The sequence below is a fragment of the Vibrio ezurae NBRC 102218 genome (assembly GCF_000467185.1).
In the GTDB taxonomy this organism is placed as follows: Bacteria; Pseudomonadota; Gammaproteobacteria; order Enterobacterales; family Vibrionaceae; genus Vibrio; species Vibrio ezurae.
Genome location: NZ_BATM01000012.1, coordinates 1 through 20,720 on the forward strand (window position 1 = coordinate 1; position 20,720 = coordinate 20,720).

Consider the following 20,720-nt stretch of genomic DNA (forward strand, 5'->3'; position numbering starts at 1 on the left):
TGTTTGAAACTTTGCTGATTCATTGTCTATAAGTACTCTTTTTGCCTAAATCGTACTCCTCAAACATAGGGCTTTACTTATTTTATTCGCTACGCATCGCGTGAAAGCAAATAACACCAACAAAAAAGCCACTTAACAAAGTGGCTTTTTGATAAATAGAAACTCGAGTTCCGTTATAACTGAGTTGCAGCCTTCATATTCGTTACAAAACTGCCCAGCTCGCTGAGCATTTTGTCAGAGTCATCAAGGTTGTTTTCAATAATCTTCACAACCGCAGAACCTGAGATTGCACCCGCAGCACCCGCTTGAACAGCAGAAGCGACTTGTTCTGGTGCAGAAATACCAAAGCCAAGTAGGGCTGGCGGCGCATCAAATTGTGCTAGGCGCTCAAGCATGTGATCGACGGGCATGTTAGCTTTTGTTTCTGCGCCCGTTACGCCGGCGCGAGAAAGTAGGTAAGTGTAACCGCCGCCTAATTCTGAAACTTGTTTAAGAGTTTCATCATTGGCTGTTGGTGGTGCAATGAAAATAGCGTGTACACCTGCTTTTTTCGCTGCGGCGTTAAATTCTGCGCTTTCACCGGTTGGCACATCCGCAATTAACACAGAGTCGACACCGGCTTCGGCACAGGCTTGATAGAAATGGTCGATGCCGTTAGCAAACACAAGGTTTGCGTAAACCAGTAAACCAATCGGTAAATCTGGGTGTTCAGCGCGAATTTTTGCAATCAGATCAAAGCAAATGCTTGGCGTTGTTTTTGAATCCAAAGCGCGGATGTTAGCGCCTTGAATGGTTGGGCCATCGGCGAGTGGATCTGAAAACGGAATACCGAGTTCAAGAGCATCAGCGCCTGAGTTTGCCAAAGTTTGCATGATGCGAAGAGACAGTTCAGGTTGTGGATCGCCAATAGTGACAAAAGGGACAAATGCACCTTGTTTTTTAGCTTGTAAACGCTCAAACAGCGCAGCGTAACGGTCCATTATACGTCTCCTCTTTCTTTCAAAATATCGTATACAGTGAAAATGTCTTTATCGCCACGGCCTGAAAGGTTGACGACTAACAGTTGCTCTTTTTCTGGCTCATCGTGCGCCATTTTTAAGGCGTAAGCTAGAGCATGGGCAGATTCAAGGGCAGGGATGATGCCTTCTTTGCGCGCAAGAATTTGGAATGCTTCTAATGCTTCATCATCGGTCGCAGCGCCGTAGTATGCGCGGCCAATGGCGTTAAGGTGTGCGTGTTGTGGGCCTACAGATGGGAAATCAAGACCGGCTGAAATAGAGTAAGACTCTTCAATTTGCCCGTCACTGTCTTGCATCAATGGTGATTTCATACCAAAGAAAATACCCAGCTTACCGTGTTTAAGCGGCGCGCCGTGCATGTCTGTGTCTAAGCCTTTACCTGCGGGTTCAACACCAATGAGTTGAACCTCTTCTTCTTCGATGAAGTCAGCAAACATACCAATGGCATTTGAACCGCCACCGACACAAGCGATAACCGCATCGGGCAGTCGACCTTCGCGCGCTAGGATTTGATGTTTGGTTTCTTCACCAATCATGTGTTGGAATTCACGAACAATGGTCGGGAATGGGTGAGGGCCTGCGGCAGTACCAAGTAGGTAGTGCGCGTCTTCATAGCTTGCAGACCAGTCACGTAGTGCTTCGTTACAGGCATCTTTTAGCGTTGCTGAACCTGAATGAACTGGAATTACTTCAGCACCCATTAGACGCATGCGAAATACGTTCGGGCTTTGACGTTCCACGTCTTTTGCGCCCATGTAAATGCGACATTTTAGACCCAGTAGAGCACACGCAAGAGCGGATGCTACGCCGTGTTGACCCGCACCAGTTTCGGCGATAATTTCCGTTTTACCCATGCGTTTTGCTAGTAATGCTTGACCTAACACTTGGTTGGTTTTGTGCGCGCCGCCGTGCAGAAGATCTTCACGTTTTAGGTATAACTTAGTTTTGGTGCCTTTAGTCAGGTTACGAGTTAACGTAAGTGCGGTAGGGCGACCTGCATACTCTTGTAGTAAGTGCATGAATTCGGCGCGAAATTCAGGATCAGCCTGCGCGTCGATAAAAGCTTGTTCTAGTTGGTCAAGTGCTGGAACGAGGATTTGCGGAACGTATTGTCCACCGAACTCTCCAAAGTAGGCATCAAGTTTTGCCATGATTTTTTCCTTAAATTTTTTGGCATTCCTTCCCTACACTAGGGAAGGAATGTGAATCAATAGTGTCTGATCGCAGCAAAAGCTTGTGTTAGCTTTTCACGAGATTTTTTACCAGGTTCGGTTTCTACACCAGAGTTTAGGTCAAGCCCTAGGCAGCCCAGTTTAGATGCTTGCGCAATATTGTCAGCATTTAAACCGCCTGCCAGCATGACATTCTGATCGTTAATCTTAGACCAATCGAAAGTTTGCCCTGTGCCACCACTTTGAGTCTGTGTTTTAGAATCTAAAAGGTGACGGTCAACATTGCCAATAAATGCAGGTACTTCATCTAATACGCCGTAGGCTTTCCAGATTTCAGTATCACTTGGCAGTTGTTGGCGCAGTTTAGTAATAAAGTCTTCATCTTCATCACCGTGCAATTGCACAGCGTGCAGTGAAAGAGATTGTGCGATTTGGTTGATATGGTCCGCGCTTTGATTTTGGAATACACCGACATAGCGAAGGGGTGCTCCGCTCATGGTTAAGCGCGCTGTTTCTTGGTCTACTTTACGCTTTGATTTTTCCGCAAAGATAAGACCACCATAAATTGCACCCGCATTATAAGCTTTTAGCGCATCGTCAGCATGGGTAAGACCGCAAACCTTGTTTTCACCAAGCAGTACTTTACGTACCGCAAGCTCTAGGTTGTCTTCGGACATCAGTGAGCTGCCGATAAGAAAACCGTTCGCGTATTGGCATAAATCTCGAACTTGCTGGTGGTTGTAAATACCCGATTCAGAAATCACGGTAGTACCTTTTGGCAGTTTCGGCGCAAGCGCTTTAGTGCGGTTAAGGTCAATAGTGAGGTCGCGAAGGTTACGGTTATTGATGCCGACTACTTTTGCTTGCAGTTTGATAGCGCGTTGCAGTTCGTCTTCGTTGCTGACTTCTGTAAGTACGCCCATATTCAGTGCGTGGGCAATCTTTGCCAGTGCTTGATATTCTTCATCGTTTAGCACAGACAGCATCAGCAAAATAGCATCAGCTTGGTAATGACGGGCTAGATACACCTGATACGGCGAAATCATGAAGTCTTTACACAAAATAGGCTGGGTGGTTTGTTTCTTCACTTGCGGTAAAAAATCAAAGCTACCTTGGAAGTATTTTTCGTCCGTTAAGACCGAAATGGCACTGGCATGGTTTTTATACACAGAGGCAATGTAATCAAGGTCGAATACGTCACGAATCAAGCCTTTCGACGGTGATGCTTTTTTGCATTCCAGAATAAACGCAGTGTTGTCACCTGATAGTGCATCGTAAAAGCTACGATCAGAGGGCTGTAGCGACTCTTTAAAGGTTTCCAAAGGTTGCGATTTCTCGCGCTCTTCTACCCAGATATCTTTGTCGGCAACAATTTTTGCCAGCACTTGAGCCATATCTTTATTATGTTGGGAAATATGTTCTGACATGATTAACCTCTAGCCGCCAGTTGTTCTACAAGTTGATACGCCTTACCACTGCGCATGGCAGCAATCGCTTGTTGGGCATTGGCTTTTAGATCTTCGTGACCAAACAGTTTCATCAGCAGTGCAACGTTAGCCGCGACCGCAGATTCTTGAGCTTCTGTGCCTTTACCTGAGAGTAGGTTGGTCACAATCGTGCGGTTTTCTTCTGGAGTGCCGCCTTTTAGAGCTTCAAGTGGGTGCGAATTCAGACCAAAATCTTCAGCGGTTAAGGTGTAGTGTTCAATCTTGCCATCTTTGATTTCGGCAACCACAGTTTTGCCGTGAATAGCCACTTCATCAAGGCCACTACCGTGAACGACAGCGGCGCGTTTCATGTTCATTTTTTGCATGGTTTGCGCGATAGGAGCGACAAGGCTTTCATCATACACGCCCATCAGTTCGATATTTGGACGAGCTGGGTTAATCAGTGGGCCAAGAATGTTGAAAATAGTGCGGGTCTTTAACGCCTGACGCACTGGCATCGCATGGCGCACACCTTGGTGATATTGCGGCGCAAATAAGAAGGCCACGCCAATTTCATCAACGGCTTTAGCGGTATCTTGAGCGCTCATCGCAAGGTTAATGCCAAAAGAATCCAACAGATCAGAAGAGCCAGATTTGCTAGAAACGCCGCGGTTACCGTGTTTAGCCACTTTTAGTCCAACCGCTGCTGCAACAAATGCGGCAGTGGTAGAAATATTAAAGGTGTTTGAACCATCGCCACCTGTACCAACGATGTCAGCAAAGTCGTAGTCAGGACGAGGGAAGGGCTGTGCATTGGCAAGTAGCGCTTTTGCCGCGCCAGCGATTTCTTCTGGCGTTTCACCTTTGATTTTTAATGCGGTCAGCGCTGAACTTAAAACGATAGGTTCAACTTCACCTTTAATGATTTGATCAAACAAGGTTTGGCTTTGTGCTTCGCTCAATGACTCTTGGCGATAAAGCTGTTCTAAAATAGTGTGCATCGTTCTTCCTTGTTACTGTTGCTGTGCAGTGTCGTTAGACTGCAAAGCCCACTCAATTGAATTGGCTAACAGTGTGGCACCGTAAGTCGTCATGATTGACTCAGGGTGGAACTGAAAACCGCAAACTTTGTCTTGTTCGTGCACCACTGACATAACCAAATCATCGACTTGAGCGGTGATAGTTAGCTCGTCAGTGACTTTGGTTGCCACTAGAGAGTGGTAACGCGCAATGGCAAATGGTGAAGGTAAGCCTTGGTAGGTAGCGTGGTTATTGTGCTCCATCATCGACACTTTACCGTGGATGATTTCTCCTGCGCCTGCCACCGTGCCGCCGTACGCTTCAACAATCGCTTGATGACCTAAACAAATGCCAATCATCGGCACTTTGCCTTTAAAGCGTTGAATAATACTTGGCATATTGCCAGCTTCACTTGGCGCGCCCGGCCCTGGTGATAGAACAATCACAGGGTTTGGTAACTGGTTTAATGTGCTTTCTAGGACATCAATATCGATTTGGTTACGATAAACGGTCACTTCGTGTCCTAGGGTACGAAACTGATCAACTAGGTTGTAGGTGAAAGAATCGAAGTTATCAATAAATAAAATATTAGCCATGCTTCACCTCAGTATGTGCCGCTTGAATTGCACTGATTACCGCTTGCGCTTTACCGCGTGTTTCGTCGGCTTCTGCTTGTGGGTCGGAGTCAAATACCACACCAGCGCCGGCTTGAACTTTGGCAATGCCGTTTTCGACATACGCTGAGCGAATCACAATACAAGTATCCAAATCGCCGTGTCCGGTCATATAACCGACTGCGCCGCCGTAAGTGCCGCGGCGTTGCTGTTCAACGTCACGGATTAATTGCATCGCGCGAATTTTTGGTGCGCCCGTTAAGGTGCCCATATTCATCGAGGCTTGGTAGGCATGCAGTGAATCTAAGTCTTCACGCAGTTGACCCACTACGCGAGAAACCAAGTGCATTACGTGACTGTAGCGATCCACTTTCAGTAAGTCGGCAACGTGACGAGTGCCTGCTTGAGAGATTCGAGCAACGTCGTTACGCGCTAAATCCACCAGCATCATGTGTTCGGCGTTTTCTTTACGATCTAAACGCAGTTCTAATTCGATGCGGCTATCAAGGTCGAAGTTAATGCTACCATCGGCATTTTTGCCGCGACGGCGGGTACCTGCGATAGGGTAGATTTCCACTTGATTGGTTTGAGTTTCGTATTTAAGCGCACTTTCTGGTGAGGCGCCAAACAGAGTAAACAGCTCATCTTGCATGTAGAACATGTAAGGGCTTGGGTTACTTTTCTTCAAATGCTTATAAGCGGCCAATGACGATGGGCATGGCAGAGAAAAGTAGCGAGATGGGACCACTTGGAACACATCACCGCGAATCACAAATTCTTTAAGATCGCGCACCGTTTGGCAGAAATCTTCGTCGCTGACACTGACCGTCACATCACAGTTTTCTAGTTTTACTGCGCTTGGGGCAGGTTGAACCTGCGTCATCTCGGTTTCAATGGTTTGCAGTCGGTTATCTAAAGCTGTGCGTGTCTCTTCGGTTGCGTCAAACAAGCTACCAAATAAATGCGCTTGTTGCTGCTGGTGATCGATGACAATCAAGGTTTCTGCAACATAGAAAACATAGTCTGGACACTGACTGTTGACTTCAGCTTGACCAAGGGGCTCAAAGTTTGCCACTAAGTCATAGGCGAATAATCCACCGATGAACAGCGCCATAGGGTCGTGTTCAGCGCAGTTGTAGCTTTGCTTGATTACGCGCAGCATATCAAACGATGAAGGCTGACGAAGGCGGCTGTCTTCATCTAGGTTGTCGTCAGGAGCACTAAAGTTCACCACCAGTTTACGGTCAGTACTTTCAGAGATGAAATCAGAATTGAGATTAGAAATCAGGCGAGCAAGTAAAGCTTGACCATTGTCTGAGTTCGCCGTGAGTACAACTTGGTGCCCGCGACATTCAATGCGCATGGCAGCATCGACCAATAGCAGACTTTTTAGGTCTTCTTTTGATTCGACTTCAGCTGATTCAAGAAGTAGGGTATCGGCTTTATCCTTACACAGGTGATGGAATAATTCCGTTGGATCTTGGGTGTAGAAGACATCGCGTTGCAATACTTCTAACTGGCCTTGTGTGGTCAGATTAATGGTCTTGTTCACAAGACCTCCTTGTAAGCTTTTAGTTCTTTGCATCACATACTCTCATATTCTGTTGTTTCACCCAAAAATGATTATGTAAAACTCGCTCGAAATTTGCGCAATCAACACAATACTGAATGTGGTTGCAATGATTTAGATTGTTCAAAAAGACATAAAAAAAGCCCGCAGACTAATGCGAGCTTTCGAGTTTGTTTAGATACACTCAATATTTAGCTCGCTCTAAGAGAGAACCACCAACGCCACTGTCCAGATACTGCGCATGCACAAACTCTACCGATTTCGGTACAGATTGGCTGAGGCTGTTGTATCATGACTGTATTCATAGCGATTTGCTAAACACCTTTAAATAATCTAGGTGTACTAGTTAACTAGTACAGCGAAGGAAAGTCAAGCCTTTTATGATATTTGATCTACATTCTCATACCATTGCCTCCGATGGTCGTTTTACTCCTCAAGATCTGATTGATCGTGCTATTGAGCATAGGGTTGGGGTACTTGCTATTACCGACCACGATACTGTTGATGGTATTGAACCTGCTTTAGATTATATTCAACGTGAACAGCTTGATATTCAACTGATTACGGGGATCGAGATCTCTACACTTTGGTCAAATAAAGACATCCATATTGTTGGATTAAACCTCGATATTCACCACCCGCAGTTGCAAGCACTTATTAAAGCGCAGCAGGCGCGACGCATTGAGCGTTCTGAACTTATCGCGTATCGCTTATCTAAGCATTTAAAAGTTGACCCGTTACCAGAGGTGAAGGCGCTGGCTAACGGCGCTCCGGTCACACGTGCACACTTTGCGAAATGGCTGGTGGATAATGGGCATGCAAAGAATATGCAGCAGGTGTTTAAACGATTTTTAACTCGTGATAAACCCGGTTATGTGCCCCCGATATGGTGTTCTATGTCCGAAGCGGTAGAGGTCATTCATAGCGCCGGCGGAGTGGCAGTATTAGCCCATCCTGGGCGCTACGACTTAACGGCAAAATGGCTAAAAAGACTGCTAGCGGCATTTGTGGAAGCCAACGGCGATGCCATGGAAATTTCTTTACCACAACAAAGTCAACAAGAGCGACGCAACTTAGCGGATTATGCGATACAATACGGTTTACTCGCTTCCTTAGGTTCTGATTTTCATTATCCTTCACCGTGGATGGAACTTGGGAAGAATTTGTGGCTCCCTGGGGGCGTAACGCCCGTATGGGAACAGTGGCCACAATTTTCGGACACTGCTACTAATCCGGATAAGTAAATGTTCAAACAGCTGGGCAGATATCATCACGCAGAGCGATTTGCACGATAGGCATTGTTTGATACATGGAGTGTATAGGCGATGCTCACCAGTAGGGTATGAGCCATTACTTATTTGGATTGATATCAAGTGTCACCTTCATAGAGGTTTGCTCATAAGGAGATACAATGAGTCAATATTTTTATATACATCCCGACAACCCACAAAACCGCTTAATTACTCAAGCCGCCAGCATTATTCGCAATGGTGGTGTGGTGGTGTATCCCACAGATTCTGGGTATGCGCTGGGCTGTCAGCTTGAAAACAAGTCAGCGTTAGAGCGGGTATGTCGCATTCGTAAAATCTGTGATAAGCATAATTTCACGTTATTGTGCCGCGATCTTTCTGAATTATCTGTATATGCACGTGTCGATAACGTGGCGTTTCGTTTACTAAAGAACAACACTCCGGGCGCGTATACCTTTATTTTTAAAGGAACGAAAGACGTCCCTCGTCGTTTGATGAACTCAAAGCGTAAAACCATAGGAATTCGTGTCCCAGACAATAATATTGCGCTGGCATTGCTAGAAGCGCTAGGTGAGCCAATGATGTCGACCACCTTGATTCTTCCAGGCAATGAAGTGACTGAGTCTGATCCTGAAGAGATCCGCGATAAGTTAGAAAACGTTGTAGATTTAATTATCAATGGTGGTTATTTAGGTGAACAACCGACAACCGTTATTGATTTTAGTGACGATGATCCTGTTATTCTTCGCCGAGGGGCAGGGGATACAACGCCATTTGAATAGTATCGCGGTGTTTTACCGTTAAACGTAAGTCACGAATAAACGTGAAGTAATAGTAAAATGGACTAAATACTGGATGATTTTTCAGTCGGTTTTTGCGATAATGCGCGACCGCAATTTTGCGGACGACTACTTCATCCGACGTCTGAGAAGACGACACTAAGGTAACTAAATGAGCGAAAAACTACAGAAAATTTTAGCACGCGCTGGCCATGGATCTCGCCGCGAACTTGAAAGTTTAATTAAATCAGGTCGTGTGAGCGTTAACGGTCAAGTGGCAACGTTAGGCGTACGCTTAGAAGATGACACAGCGGTTGTCCGCATTGATGGTCATCAGGTTTCAATCAAAGCTCCTGAAGAAGTCGTATGTCGCGTTCTTGCTTATTACAAGCCAGAAGGTGAATTATGTACTCGTCACGATCCAGAAGGTCGTCGTACTGTATTTGACCGTCTACCTAAGATCAACGGTGCACGTTGGATCTCAGTCGGTCGTTTGGATGCCAACACCTCAGGTCTACTGCTGTTCACTACCGATGGTGAACTTGCTAACCGCTTAATGCACCCAAGCCGTCAAGTAGAACGTGAATACTTAGTACGTGTGTTTGGTGAAGTGAACGAGCAAAAAGTAAAGAACCTTGCAAAAGGCGTTCAACTTGAAGATGGTATGGCTCGTTTCGAAGACATCGTTTACGCGGGTGGCGAAGGCATGAACCACACGTTCTACGTTGTGATCAACGAAGGTCGTAACCGTGAAGTTCGTCGCTTGTGGGAATCACAAGATACAACAGTAAGCCGTCTAAAACGTGTTCGCTACGGTGATATCTTCCTTGAGAAGAAACTGCCTCGCGGGGGATGGATGGAAATGAACCTGAAACAGGTGAACTATCTACGTGAGTTGGTTGAACTAGCACCAGAAAAAACCACGGTCATCGACGAGCGCAACACTTCTCGTAACCGTGAACGCTCTCGTTCACAAAAGATCCGTCGTGCCGTTCGTCGCCACGAAGAGCGTATTACGACAACTGGGCCTGCTAAACGTAAGCCAAAGAAAGCGCGCAAGTAGTTTTTAAGTGCGGGGGCCAGTCTTGAAGTGTGTATATCAATTTCAAGATTGGCTCCTGCATTGTTTAACCCGCTAAACTTCCATATCGATAAGCTAATTCTGCGACTGTTTTTGCCGAGAACTTCTTGAGTAGGCTCGCCCTATGTACTTCAACTGTTCGCACTGCAATACACAACTCATCCGCAATTTGTATATTCCGTTTTCCTTCTATGATGCAGTGCAAGATCTCTTTCTCTCTTAGTGTAAGAGAGTGATAAGCGGTTTTAGCGATAGATGCGTTTATTTTTTCAAGGGACAGTTGTTGGCCTTTGTTTATCGCTTGCGCTAATGGCTTTGCTTTTACTGGTTTTTGAAAAAAATCTATCGCTCCACTTTGTAATGCATCAACCGCCATAGGTACATCGCCATGCCCAGTAAGGAAGATCACCGCTAACGGACTGTGGTTTTCAGTGAGAATTTGATGGACTTGTTGGCCGCGCAGTTTTGGCATTCGACTGTCAAGAATGACGCAACCGGGTTGCTGAATGTCGATGCTATCAAGGAATTTATGTCCGTCCTCAAAAGTGCTGACAGTAAAGTTATATTCTTCCAATAAAAATGACAGTGAGTCACGCACCGATGCATCATCATCGACAACATATACGGGCAGTTGGGTGTAGTTAGTCATTGTTTTCCTTTGTTGTCTGTAATGTGCGCCTAGCGGTTTGATAGGGAAGAATTAATTTTGCTAAGCAACCGTGAGATGACATGGATTGCAGGGTGAATTCACCGCCGTGTAATTCCATCACATCACGACAAATGGCTAACCCTAATCCGAGACCTTCTTGTTTAGTACTTTCGAATGTACGTATCAGGTTTTCTTGTGTTAATCCCGTTCCGTTATCTATGATATGAATTACTAGACTTTTCGTTTGGTAATGGGTGTGTATTGTGATTTTTCCTGAAAATTCTGCCTGCTCTTGTTCACCATAAGTGACGCAGGCATCGATCGCATTGTTGATAATATTGACCAAAACTTGCTGTAACCCAACAATATCAACATCGATTTTACGAGGTTGACCTGCGCTACTTTGTACCACCGTCGTATTGGTGTTCTGTAAACGAAAACGAAGTAATTCTAGGGTATCGTGAATAATCTCTTCTATCGAGTACGGTACAATAGTGACGGTTCTTTTTTTGATCAGTGTTCGAAGACGACGAATAATAGCGTCAGCACGTTCGACTTGATCTTGTATATGATGCAGAACGGGAACAATATCTTCATAAGGACGCTTCTTTGCTAAACGAAGAAGGCCACCTTCGCTATAGTTGCGTATGGCCGCCAGAGGCTGATTTATCTCATGAGCAAGGCTAGTGCCTAACTCTCTAACAATGGTGATTCTTTGAGCGTGCTCTAGCATTTCACTCTTTTCTTTCAAGCGTAATAACGTATTTTCTAACTCTTGTTTACTCTTACTGAATCGATACTCTAACCAAAAGTGATAGATATTGATCAGGATAACAAAAACAAACAGTCCCCACGCCCACTCTTGGTTAAAACGTAACCAACGTAGGCTTTCCTTCCACAGTGGCTGCTGTAATGGATGCAAATCCATCGCTTGGTAGAGTTTATCGATTGAAAGCAAACTGACAGGCGATGTCCATCCCGATGTTTTTGCCGCTATTGCTGCCGGATTGTCTGCATTGATCGCCAGTAAGGCACGGCTGATCTTTTTAGCCAGTAGTGGAGAGCCCCTTTGAGTTTTGGCAAACGACCAATTGGGATACAAGGTGGTCGATACCGCGCAATGGCTGTGTAACGATGCAATAGGGCTGATGACTCTAAACCCTCCATTTTCAAGCAAACCTTCATTGGTCATCTGCTCCAAAAGACAAGCAGGGACAACGGCTGCTTCTACATTATGATCTCGCAACTGATATAAATTAGCATCAATGGGGAAACCTAAAAACTGCACATTGGCAAAGAAGTCATTGGGGTTGATGCCTTTTTGAATGACTTGATATCTCATGGTCAAGTAGCCACCGAAGGCTTGTTCAGAGACGGCGGCGATAGGCAAGCCTACAAGATCCTGCAACTGAGTATATGTGGAATTAGAACGAACCACGAGCGCCGATCCAATGCCGTAGCCTTCAGAGGAGAGGTTCGTTAGCGTGGCCATCCAAGATAGAGGATATTGTCGACCTAAGCGCAATGCTTGGCCGGGATTGGTCAAAATAAAATCCATATTTTGACTCTCTACTGCCTGTGTCATCTGCGTCAAACTCAGTGCATGCAAGACAAAGTGCACCTCTGGGATCTGGGTATTTAACCAATCTATGGTTGGTTGCCAGCGATGCTGAGCATGCAGTTGACCACGAATCGCGAGTACGCCTATATCAACGGCTGACTTTTCGTTGTTATCAATGAACGTTGTAGAAGAATTTGCGTGTACGGCATTAGGTATAAGGCTTATTAAAATCAGCCACAGCCAGAACGTATTTCGTGCTTTGTTCATATTGATGTAGGGCTTAGTTATGTGCACTGAATGACCCGTTAATTATGACGATTGGCATAAGAATAACAGTAACTTAGTACTATCTATATTTGTTTTAGATCAAACCTATTCGCGATATGTGGAAATCCACAATATCGAGGGAGACTGGCAATCATTAATAATGGCGCCAGGCTCTAATCAATTGTAGTAGGTGAGTTATGGATTCCACTAAACGCCGTTTTCTTCGGTCTGTTACAGCAGGTGCGGCATTAATTCCCGTTCTTGGGGTAGGCACAGCAACCGCAGCAACAGTGATCAGAAACAACAATGAACCCGATCGTAAAGGTCTAGTCGGTAAGCGTTTTGCTATGCTAGTAGACCTGCGCAAGTGTGTCGGCTGTCAGGCATGCACCGTGGGTTGCAGTATCGAAAACCAAGCACCTATCGGTCAGTTTCGCACCACGGTGAAACAGTATGAGGTGGCACTTGATGATGGCTCAATACAGACCCAAGAAGTGAAGTCGTTCATGTTACCTCGCTTGTGCAACCATTGTGAAAATCCACCGTGCGTTGCGGTATGTCCCGTGCAAGCGACGTTTCAACGTGAGGATGGCATAGTGATGGTAGACAACAGTCGCTGCGTAGCGTGCGGCTATTGTGTTCAAACATGCCCATACGACGCTCGCTTTATCAATGATGAAACCTTAACCGCGGATAAGTGTACTTTTTGCGCCCATCGTCTTGAAGACGGTTTATTACCTGCTTGTGTCGAAACATGTGTGGGGGGAGCGCGTGTGATTGGTGATATTAACGATCCCACTAGCACTATCCATCGTCTTTTGCTTGAGCACAAGCAAGATATTAAGGTTCTGAAACCTAATGAAAACACTCAACCTCATGTCTTTTATATCGGTATGAATGAACGTTTTACCCAAAATATCGAAGGTCAAGCTGCCATATATGATCCGCAAGGAGATAAATCATGAGTATTACCGAAGTGTTAGTTCAGCCACAGGCCATTACTTGGTTACCATGGGCTGTACAATATTTTTTCTACATTGGCTCTGCATACGCAGCCGCCATCTTGTTTTTATTGGCACTCCTTTTTGACGCTAAAACAAGCCATCGCGTGCGCTCTGCTTTGGTTCTGACTTTAGCCATTAGCGCGATTGTGGGGCCGTTAGCATTAACCGCAGATTTGCATCAACCGGGTAGGGCTTGGCATTTTTATACCAACTTGACTCCGTGGTCTTGGATGTCTTTAGGATCGCTTTTCTTACCCTTGTTTTCTGGGTTGTCTGTATTGACGGCTTGGTTATATCTGCGTCAAGACCTTATGAATCTTGAACAGCAGCCGGGTAAAGTGAATGCGTTGCTCGCGAAATTGTCTTTAGGGCGCTGGGTGACAAGCCATAAAATGATGTTGAGTGTAAGTATCGCGACTGTTTTGTCAGGGTTGAGTATTGCTTTGTATACGGGGGCAGAAATTGCGGTCGTGCAGTCTCGTTCATTATGGAATCAACCCGAATCACCGTTGATTTGGTTTGTAACCGCATTTCTTGGTGCGGTGGGTTTCGCATTGTTTATTTGGCTGTTGATGCCGAATAAATCTCAAGGCTTGAGTACTGTCGATACTCGTTTGCTTAGACAGGCAATTTCGATTTCGGCGCTACTGGCCTTATTGTTAGTGCCTGTTTGGGCATCCAACAATGCGAGCTTTGATCTCTACAGTGACCCTATTTGGCTCAGGCATATTGTAGTGATGGCATCTCTGCTAGTGGCGTGTGCCGTCATACCTCGCTTTGTATTACGCGACGGTAAAAAGAACCTTATTGGGATAGGTTTGCTATCGGCCACTACGTTAATTACCGCTTGGGTTATCCGTTGGAACACCATAATGGAAGTTCAAACCATTGCTAAGTTTGATGTAGGTCCATATCCATATCATTTACCTACTGATAGCAATGGGTTGCTGGGCATCGTTGGTATGTTTGGACTTTGGATTGCTTTGGCGTTATTGAGTTCTGAACTTATCGGACCCAATCGCAACACATCTTCATTTTCCCCTGTTACGAAACACTGATTTAAGAGATTTCTACTATGGATAATAAACGACGTAAGTTTTTAAAATCTGGTCTTGCAGTGGGAGGCGTTGGTGCTTTTGCTGCCGGATATAGCGCAACTGGCAAACACATGGTGGATGGTGTTTTAGATGGGACTTCGGGTAAGAAGACTCGTGATATTCATCACGGTAATTCTCTTGAAACAGAATTTAAAGTAAAAGAGAACGGACAACTTGTCCCTAATCCTCATCAACGCGTTGCGCCATCAATGTGTTTTGGTTGTTGGACACAGTGTGGTGTTCGCGTACGTATTGATAACCGAACGGAAGAGATCCTGCGTATCTCAGGTAATCCTTATCACCCTCTGTCTCATATAGAACACATTCCATTTAACACTCCGGTAAAAGATGCAATGTTAGGTTTAACTGGTGAAGCGGGGCTAGAGGGACGCTCTACCGCTTGTGCTAGGGGCAACGGTATGACGGAGATCCGTAATAGCCCGTACCGTGTTACTCAGCCTTTAAAAAGAGCGGGTAAACGTGGTGAAGGAAAGTGGGAACCTATCAGCTACGAACAATTGATCAAAGAAGTCGTACAAGGCGGTGACTTGTTCGGTGAAGGACATGTTGAAGGTCTAAAAGATATTCGAGATATTACCACGCCGCTTGATCCGTTAAATCCGGAATATGGTCCAAAATCGAACCAATTATTAATGACCAATGCCGGCAATGAAGGTCGTGATGACATCTTCAAACGCTTTGCATTTAATAGCTTTGGTACTCGTAACTTCGGTCACCACGGTTCTTATTGTGGTTACTCGTTCCGTGCCGGTAGCGGTGCGTTTATGAATGACCTTGATAAGTATGCTCACTTAAAACCTGATTTCGATAACGCTGAGTTCATCATCTTTATTGGTATGTCTCCAGCACAAGCGGGTAACCCGTTTAAGCGTCAAGCACGTCAGCTTGCCAGAGCTCGCACGGAAGGTAACTTAGATTACACTATCGTCACGCCAAGCCTACCAGCAGGCTCTTCAAGCTTAGCTGCTGGGGATAGAAACCGTTGGTTGCCCATCAAGCCGGGTACAGATTCGGCATTAGTATTGGGTATGATTCAGTGGATCATTGAACACCAACGTTATAACAAAACGTTTCTTGCCCAACCGGGCATGAATGCCATGAACAAAGCTGGTACGGCGCACTGGTGTAATGCAACGCACCTTGTCATTAGTGACGAAAATCATGCTCGTAACGGTGGTTTCCTACGCGCTTCTGATGTGGGTATGCCTTTTGAAGGTGCCGCGCTATCAGAGACTGACCCATACGTGATTGTTGATGCAGCCAGTGCCGAGCTTGGCAATTACCATCAAGCGGGTGAAGCAGAGCTGTTTGTTAATCGTGACGTTGAAACCGCATCCGGTATGGTGCGTGTTAAGTCATCTTTACAACGCCTAAAAGAAGAAGCCTTTAAACACGACTTGGATTTCTACAGCGCACAGTGTGATATTCCAGTTGAGAAGATCACCGAGCTTGCAAAACGTTTTACGAGTCATGGCACCAAAGCCGTTGTTGATACGCATGGTGGCAACATGCACACCAATGGATTCTATAATTCTTTCACTATCATCATGCTTAACGCATTAGTGGGTAACATCAACATGAAGGGTGGCGCGATGGCTAAGCCAGGCGGTTATCCTACGTCTGCGGCTGGGCCTCGCTATGACTTCACTAAGTTTGAAGGCAAAGTGAAACCTAAAGGTGTGTTCTTATCGCGTAGCAAGTTCCCGTATGAGAAAAGTAGCGAATACAAACGCCGTGTCGCCGCGGGTGAGTCACCATACCCAACGCGTGCTCCTTGGTATCCGTTTTCAGCTCCGTTGCTGACAGAGCACTTATCCGCGGCAATTGATGGTTATCCGTATCGCCTAAAAGCGTGGATCAACCATATTGCAAACCCGCTTTACGGAGTTCCTGGCCTTAAAGGATTGCTTGAAGACAATCTAAAAGATCCCAAGCAGTTAGGTTTAATTGTGTCGATAGATGCATTTATCAACGAAACAACCGCATTATCGGATTACATCGTTCCTGATACAGTGACTTACGAAAGCTGGGGGATGGCATTCCCTTGGCATGACGTTCCTGTGAAAACCGTGACGGCACGTTGGCCTGTAGTGGAAGCGCGTACAGAAAAAACGGCAGACGGTCGTAGTATCTGTTTGGAAAACTTCTTGATTGATGTGGCGAAAGAAATGGATCTCGGTGGTTTTGGTGACAAAGCAATCCAAGATGCTCAGGGCGGATGGCATGGTATTCACTCTGCTGAAGATTACTACCTTCGTTCTGCTGCAAACCTTGCATACACTAAAGGCGGAGTGCCAGAGGTTACCGCCGAAGATATTGCTTGGTCGGGTGTTGAGCGTCTATTACCTAAGATGCAAGAGACCTTAACAGTCGATGAACTCAAACGTGTGGCCTTCATTTTTGCTCGCGGTGGACGATTTGAAAACGCCACTAACGCATATAAAGATGATCAAATGAATCACAAGTGGACTCGTCCGGTTGCTATCTGGAACGAACGTGTTGGTCAGTCTAGAAACACTATGACGGGGGAGCTTTACAGCGGTTGTCCTACCTGGCATCCACAAAAACTAGCCGATGGTACTCCATTAGATGAGATGTACCCTAAAACGCAGTGGCCATTTAGTTTAACTAACTTTAAATCTAACGTTCATAGCGCGGTATCGAACCTATCACCACGTCTGAATTCGATTAAAGGCGTGAACCCAGTTTATATCCACCCCAACGATGCACAGCTAGCGGGTATTGAAACAGGGGATGAGTTTGTTATCGAAACTCCGGGAGGCAGTACTAAAGCCTATGCAATGATACTGTCTGGGATCACTGAAGGCACATTAGGGTTGGAACATGGGTTTGGTCATACTGAGCTTGGACAACGTTCACACTGGATTGGTGATAAACAACAACCGGTAAAAATTGATGGTCGTGATGGTGTTAATATAAACGATATTGGTTTAATTGATCCTACCCGTAAAGGCAAAGGTGTCATGCTAGATTGGGTTGTAGGAGGAGCGGCAAGACAGTCGCTTCCTGCGAAAATCCGCAAAGTGTAAGTGCTTAAGTGCGGAGCCACGTTTGGCTCCGCACTGTTTGCTTTGCTATTTCTTTATTTACCCAACATACGTGTAATGGTTCTATCTTTGTCGATCACGTGATGTTTAATTGCCCCAACGACATGCAGTACAAATACGGCAATAATAATATTGACGGCGCTATGGTGTATGGTGCTACCAATTTGTTGTAGCCACTCAATTTTTTCGCCTTTACTGATAATTTCCCAACCAAAAATATCAACGGCACGTCCGCCAGCAGCACTCATTACGATACCTGAAATAGGCATTGCGATGGTCGCTAGCATTAAAATCCCATGTACGGCATGAGCGATCTTTTCTTGCCATTGCGGGCTGTTACCTAAACTTGGCAGTTTGCCTTCTTTTAAACGCCATACGATTCGCAACGCAGCGACGATTAGAATCAGTGCGCCGATGGATTTGTGGTAGCCCATTAGCATAGATTTATCTGGGCCTCTTTCCATTTCAGCTAAAATTAAGCCCACAATAAATACCCCCATAAAAGCAAGGCCTGTGAGCCAATGCATAAGTATGGTGATATGAGACAGTTTTTTTGGTTCTGAGGACATCGCTTCTGAAGACATTGTTTAATACCGCGTTAGATAAGTAAGTGGCGCTATTATCCATAAAGTAGATTAAACTGGCATGTCATTGAGTGTAAAGTATCGTAAATATTTGATGTAACGCTAAATAATTGATATTAAAAACTTAATTGAAAATAAAATACAGGCATATGTGATAGGTATTATGGATAAAAAGCCAAGAACAAGCTTGAGAGTACTGCTTGAAATAATGCAGTTTGTGCGTCCTTATCGATGGAAAGTGTGGGCTGCGTTAGCCGCATTATTGATGACAGCAGGTCTTACGCTATCGGTTGGACAAGGAGTACGTTTACTGATTGACCAAGGCTTTTCACAGCGATCTCTCCATGATCTTAATGACGCTATTGGCTTTATTTTAGCGGTGACGATCTGCATTGCGGTGGGGACATTCTTTCGTTTCTATTTAGTGTCATCGGTGGGGGAGCGAGTCAGTGCCGATATTCGATTAGCCGTGTTTAATCATGTCATTACTTTGCATCCCAGTCATTTTGAAACACATGGCAGCGGCGATATTATGTCGCGCATCACAACCGATACCACGTTATTGCAAAGTATTATTGGCTCGTCATTCTCTATGGCGATGCGCAGCGCATTAATGTGTCTTGGTGCTATCGTGATGTTGTTTGCTACTAACGTGAAATTAACCTTGATCGTCTTAACCTCTGTGCCCTTTATTTTAGTGCCAATTTTGGTGTATGGACGTAAAGTACGGGCGTTATCACGACAAAGCCAAGATTCTATGGCGGATGTCGGCAGCTACGCAGGCGAGGCGATTGAACACATAAAAACAGTGCAGAGCTTTAACCGTGAAGCACAAGAATCCCATTCTTTTTCTATTGAAGTTGAGCGAGCCTATGAAATAGGACGCCAGCGAGTGAAACAGCGCGCTATTTTAATTTCTGGTGTGATTGTCATCGTGTTTGGCGCTATCTCAGGCATGTTGTGGGTAGGGGGAAGCGATGTCATACGCGGTGAGATTATTCCCGGTGAGCTGGGGGCATTTGTGTTTTATGCCATTATGGTTGCGTCGTCTACGGCCACTATTTCAGAGGTGTTTGGTGAATTGCAAAGAGCCGCCGGAGCGACAGAGCGTTTACTGGAAATTTTACATGTCAAAAGTGAAATCGTAGCGCCAAATACCTCCCAGTCCACCACTGAACTGAGCGCTGAGGTGTGTTTTCATCAGCTGTCATTTTATTATCCGTCGCGTCCTGACATTCCCACGATCGATAGGCTCAATTTAACGGCGAAAGAGGGAAAAGTGCTGGCTCTGGTTGGTCCTTCTGGCGCAGGTAAAACAACGCTATTTGAACTGTTACTTCGTTTTTACGACCCTTCCCAGGGGAGAGTCACATTGGGCGGGCAAGATATTCGCCAGTTTGACCCTAAAGAGCTGCGTAATAAAATGGCACTTGTCCCGCAGCAACCCGCACTATTTAGTCACGATGTGATGCACAATATTCGTTATGGTAATCCAGACGCTAGTGACGAAGAAGTCATAGCAGCGGCCAAACAAGCCCATGCGCATGAATTTATTAGTAATCTACCGCAGGGCTATCAAAGTCATCTAGGCGAAAAAGGGGTACGTCTGTCGGGTGGGCAAAGACAACGGATTGCTATCGCTCGCGCTATTTTAAAAGATCCCATGATTTTGCTTCTGGATGAAGCGACCAGCGCCTTAGACAGTGAAAGTGAATATCACGTACAACAAGCTCTTGAAGCGCTAATGAAACACCGCACGACTATTATCATTGCTCACCGTTTATCAACGATTCAGCACGCTGATCAAATCGCCGTATTAGATAAAGGCCAATTAGTCGATGTGGGCGATCATCATGGTTTACTGAGCCGTTGCGAGTTGTATCAGCGCTTGGTTGAATTACAGTTTAAACAGAAGGGAGTGTGAGTTCTTTAATCGAAGAAGCACACAGTGAAATGATGGGCAACGTAATGGTCATTGTCGTAAATATTCAATTATTTTGCCGCTAACAGCCGCATAATAGTATTCATACTTAACCATTTATTATCGTTGGATCAAACATGATCAGAGAGTATCAAGCAAAAGATATTGAATCCGTTCTCGATATTTGGCTTACCGCTTCAATACAAGCCCATGATTTTGTCGGCGCAGAATTTTGGCAATCTCAAGTTTCTAACATGCGAGATATTTACATTCCTGCATCAAAAACATATATCTTTGAAAAGAACGGGGAAGTGACGGGTTTCTATTCGCTCCATCAAAACCTATTGGCTGCCATTTTTGTTTCACCTGCCAATCAGGGGCAGGGAATGGGCAAGCAATTAATTGCTCATGCGAAAGGGCAATGTACCGATCTGACGCTGAACGTCTATAAAGAGAATCAAACGGCTTACCGATTCTATCTTTCGCAAGGTTTCTCGCTCGACAATGAACACCGTTGTGAGCATACCGGTTGCGCAGAATATGCGATGAGTATGAGCTGCAAATAAATTAAGGTTTAGCGATTTTCTATCCGCGCTTCCCCTTAATTTTAGCGGTA

Annotated in this window: 17 protein-coding genes; 8 read left to right on the forward strand and 9 right to left on the reverse strand. The window is 45.3% G+C overall.

What is annotated here, in order from left to right; translation table 11 throughout:
- Window positions 1–173: 173 nt before the first annotated feature.
- Genes trpA through VEZ01S_RS05985 form a run of 6 tightly spaced genes read right to left on the reverse strand, consistent with a single transcriptional unit; the run spans window position 174 to window position 6,837 of the window.
- Entirely contained in the window at window positions 174–980 is an 807-nt protein-coding gene (trpA, locus tag VEZ01S_RS05960; protein ID WP_021713116.1) for a tryptophan synthase subunit alpha, read from the reverse strand.
- Window positions 980–2,170: a tryptophan synthase subunit beta gene (gene trpB, locus VEZ01S_RS05965; RefSeq protein ID WP_021713117.1), complete on the reverse strand. Its 1,191-nt coding sequence runs from the start codon at window positions 2,168–2,170 to the stop codon at window positions 980–982. The genes trpA and trpB overlap by 1 nt, the downstream gene beginning before the upstream one ends.
- 56 nt (window positions 2,171–2,226) lie before the next feature.
- The gene (gene trpCF / locus VEZ01S_RS05970) at window positions 2,227–3,618 is read right to left on the reverse strand and encodes a bifunctional indole-3-glycerol-phosphate synthase TrpC/phosphoribosylanthranilate isomerase TrpF (RefSeq protein ID WP_021713118.1); all 1,392 of its coding nucleotides are present in this window, start codon (window positions 3,616–3,618) and stop codon (window positions 2,227–2,229) included.
- 2 nt (window positions 3,619–3,620) lie between these two features.
- On the reverse strand, window positions 3,621–4,619 hold the full coding sequence (gene trpD, locus VEZ01S_RS05975; protein WP_021713119.1) for an anthranilate phosphoribosyltransferase: 999 nt from the start codon (window positions 4,617–4,619) through the stop codon (window positions 3,621–3,623).
- Window positions 4,620–4,631: 12 nt separating this feature from the next.
- The gene (locus VEZ01S_RS05980) at window positions 4,632–5,234 is read right to left on the reverse strand and encodes an aminodeoxychorismate/anthranilate synthase component II (protein ID WP_021713120.1); all 603 of its coding nucleotides are present in this window, start codon (window positions 5,232–5,234) and stop codon (window positions 4,632–4,634) included.
- A complete protein-coding gene (locus tag VEZ01S_RS05985) occupies window positions 5,227–6,837 on the reverse strand; it encodes an anthranilate synthase component 1 (protein ID WP_040890310.1) in 1,611 nt (536 codons plus the stop codon). Before VEZ01S_RS05985 ends, VEZ01S_RS05980 begins: the two co-directional genes overlap by 8 nt.
- Before the next feature lie 365 nt (window positions 6,838–7,202).
- Here VEZ01S_RS05985 and rnm point away from each other — a divergent pair, with 365 nt between their 5' ends.
- The 3 genes from rnm to rluB all read left to right on the forward strand — a co-directional run bounded on the left by rnm (window position 7,203) and on the right by rluB (window position 9,914).
- A complete protein-coding gene (rnm, locus tag VEZ01S_RS05990; RefSeq protein ID WP_021713122.1) occupies window positions 7,203–8,066 on the forward strand; it encodes an RNase RNM in 864 nt (287 codons plus the stop codon).
- 167 nt (window positions 8,067–8,233) lie between these two features.
- Window positions 8,234–8,854: an L-threonylcarbamoyladenylate synthase gene (locus VEZ01S_RS05995; protein WP_021713123.1), complete on the forward strand. Its 621-nt coding sequence runs from the start codon at window positions 8,234–8,236 to the stop codon at window positions 8,852–8,854.
- Between the two features lie 169 nt (window positions 8,855–9,023).
- Complete coding sequence (rluB, locus tag VEZ01S_RS06000) at window positions 9,024–9,914, forward strand: 23S rRNA pseudouridine(2605) synthase RluB (RefSeq protein WP_021713124.1); 891 nt, start codon at window positions 9,024–9,026, stop codon at window positions 9,912–9,914.
- Window positions 9,915–9,978: 64 nt separating this feature from the next.
- Here rluB and VEZ01S_RS06005 read toward each other — a convergent pair whose 3' ends face one another.
- Together VEZ01S_RS06005 and VEZ01S_RS06010 are read right to left on the reverse strand one after the other, a co-directional pair.
- Window positions 9,979–10,581 (reverse strand): response regulator transcription factor, encoded by a 603-nt coding sequence (locus VEZ01S_RS06005; RefSeq protein ID WP_021713125.1) that lies wholly within the window; start codon window positions 10,579–10,581, stop codon window positions 9,979–9,981.
- Entirely contained in the window at window positions 10,574–12,409 is a 1,836-nt protein-coding gene (locus VEZ01S_RS06010; protein ID WP_040890313.1) for a sensor histidine kinase, read from the reverse strand. The genes VEZ01S_RS06005 and VEZ01S_RS06010 overlap by 8 nt, the downstream gene beginning before the upstream one ends.
- Window positions 12,410–12,606: 197 nt before the next feature.
- Between VEZ01S_RS06010 and dsrO the strand changes: the two genes are divergently transcribed.
- From dsrO to VEZ01S_RS06025, 3 genes are read left to right on the forward strand one after another with little or no spacing between them, the layout of a single operon-like run.
- Complete coding sequence (gene dsrO / locus VEZ01S_RS06015) at window positions 12,607–13,374, forward strand: sulfate reduction electron transfer complex DsrMKJOP subunit DsrO (protein ID WP_021713127.1); 768 nt, start codon at window positions 12,607–12,609, stop codon at window positions 13,372–13,374.
- Window positions 13,371–14,471: an NrfD/PsrC family molybdoenzyme membrane anchor subunit gene (gene nrfD, locus VEZ01S_RS06020; protein WP_021713128.1), complete on the forward strand. Its 1,101-nt coding sequence runs from the start codon at window positions 13,371–13,373 to the stop codon at window positions 14,469–14,471. Before dsrO ends, nrfD begins: the two co-directional genes overlap by 4 nt.
- Before the next feature lie 17 nt (window positions 14,472–14,488).
- Window positions 14,489–17,581, forward strand: coding sequence for a tetrathionate reductase subunit A (locus tag VEZ01S_RS06025; protein WP_021713129.1), 3,093 nt, complete (start codon window positions 14,489–14,491; stop codon window positions 17,579–17,581).
- A gap of 53 nt (window positions 17,582–17,634) precedes the next feature.
- Here VEZ01S_RS06025 and VEZ01S_RS06030 read toward each other — a convergent pair whose 3' ends face one another.
- Window positions 17,635–18,168, reverse strand: a complete 534-nt coding sequence (locus VEZ01S_RS06030; RefSeq protein WP_040890317.1) for a cytochrome b — start codon at window positions 18,166–18,168, stop codon at window positions 17,635–17,637.
- A gap of 178 nt (window positions 18,169–18,346) precedes the next feature.
- Between VEZ01S_RS06030 and VEZ01S_RS06035 the strand changes: the two genes are divergently transcribed.
- Entirely contained in the window at window positions 18,347–20,107 is a 1,761-nt protein-coding gene (locus tag VEZ01S_RS06035) for an ABC transporter ATP-binding protein/permease (protein WP_040890316.1), read from the forward strand.
- A gap of 134 nt (window positions 20,108–20,241) precedes the next feature.
- On the forward strand, window positions 20,242–20,670 hold the full coding sequence (locus VEZ01S_RS06040; RefSeq protein WP_021713132.1) for an N-acetyltransferase: 429 nt from the start codon (window positions 20,242–20,244) through the stop codon (window positions 20,668–20,670).
- Window positions 20,671–20,720: the final 50 nt, after the last annotated feature.